Source organism: Paenibacillus popilliae ATCC 14706 (genome assembly GCF_000315235.1).
Classification (GTDB): Bacteria; Bacillota; Bacilli; order Paenibacillales; family Paenibacillaceae; genus Paenibacillus_B; species Paenibacillus_B popilliae.
In genome coordinates this window covers 1-1,090 of the sequence record NZ_BALG01000011.1, presented here as the reverse complement: position 1 = coordinate 1,090, position 1,090 = coordinate 1, and the positions used below count along the sequence as shown (strand labels likewise).

The following is a 1,090-nucleotide window of genomic DNA, read 5'->3' as shown; positions in this document are numbered from 1 at the left end:
GCGCCCTAAGGGAGAGAGTAGAACGATGGAAATGGAATTAAAATCAATGAAAAAATGCGACGAATGCGAGAAAGTAAAGGAAAAAGTAATCGCTTTGCAATATGACCCTGATGAAGATGGAGCAGCCGGAGAAATCACACTTTGTGCGGAGTGTGTGGATAGATACATTCAAGGTGAAATCAAATTTATTTAAGGGGGAATACAGATGTGGCAATTAAGGAGCTACAACAGTGAACACTTTTGGGGTGGAAACTATCATTTGATGGAGTTAGTAATGGAGGTAGCAGTAGAGCCTGATACAGACTGCATTTATGAAATCGGCGGGAAGACTTATCGCTGGTGTAGCATCAGTCCTGTAAACAAAGTGATTGGTATTAAAGAAATATCGGTAAATTGTGATCCGGAAGAAGAATCTGATTATGAATTCAAATGCCCATACTGTTGAAGTCACATATACAGTTACGCCAGTGAGGATGGCTGCGATTGTAAAGTTATAAATCAACCGGGTCTGGAATGTGAAAATAAGATTTTCTATCAGGGGGGTGGATACGCCATGAAGGTAACGGCAAAGACACATTGGGTATGCCCGGGGTGTCGATCACTTTGGGAGCGATGCCCATGCTGTCGAGCGTTGTTTTGTCCGGATTGCCACATACTTAAAAGGGACGCTGAATTGGAGCTGAAAGAAGACGAGTAACCCAATAGCGACTCAATCAAATGACGCGGAGCGTGGGAGCGTGATACGTGGGAGGTGGAGCATGGGGCAAGCTGAATGGTATCCACTAGCTACAGAGGGCGAGAAACAGGCCGTCAAAAGGCTCATGACCCATTACCCTAGGATGTCTAAGACTTTGAAAGAGCTGGCCGCCAGAGAGCCTCTCGCGCAGCGAGAGCAGCAAGTGAAATATAGCTTAGAGTACATTGTTAGAAATATAGAAATGGCGGTAAGGTTAATTCAGGATGATGAAGTACGGGAAATCACAGAATTCCGGTATTTAAAGAAGCATTCACGGCAGCAGACATTGATCAGGTGGAACAAGGTAACGGATAGAACAGTTGACAGGTATCTCAACGATGGTATAGAGTCGGT

Annotated in this window: 3 protein-coding genes; all 3 read left to right on the top strand. The window is 44.6% G+C overall.

All coding sequences use genetic code 11. The features are described 5' to 3' along the window. Positions 1-193, top strand: a 193-nt coding sequence (locus PPOP_RS22465; RefSeq protein ID WP_006284066.1) for a hypothetical protein, incomplete at its 5' end; no start/stop codon positions are given. A gap of 12 nt (positions 194-205) precedes the next feature. Further along, positions 206-445: a hypothetical protein gene (locus tag PPOP_RS00790; RefSeq protein WP_006284065.1), complete on the top strand. Its 240-nt coding sequence runs from the start codon at positions 206-208 to the stop codon at positions 443-445. 313 nt (positions 446-758) lie between these two features. Further along, on the top strand, positions 759-1,090 hold a 332-nt coding region (locus tag PPOP_RS00785), incomplete at its 3' end, for a hypothetical protein (RefSeq protein ID WP_006284064.1).

Bases quoted from the DNA above. Each gene is read 5' to 3' on its own strand.
- PPOP_RS00790 (WP_006284065.1), top strand. From the start codon at position 206: ATGTGGCAATTAAGGAGCTACAACAGTGAACACTTTTGGGGTGGAAAC.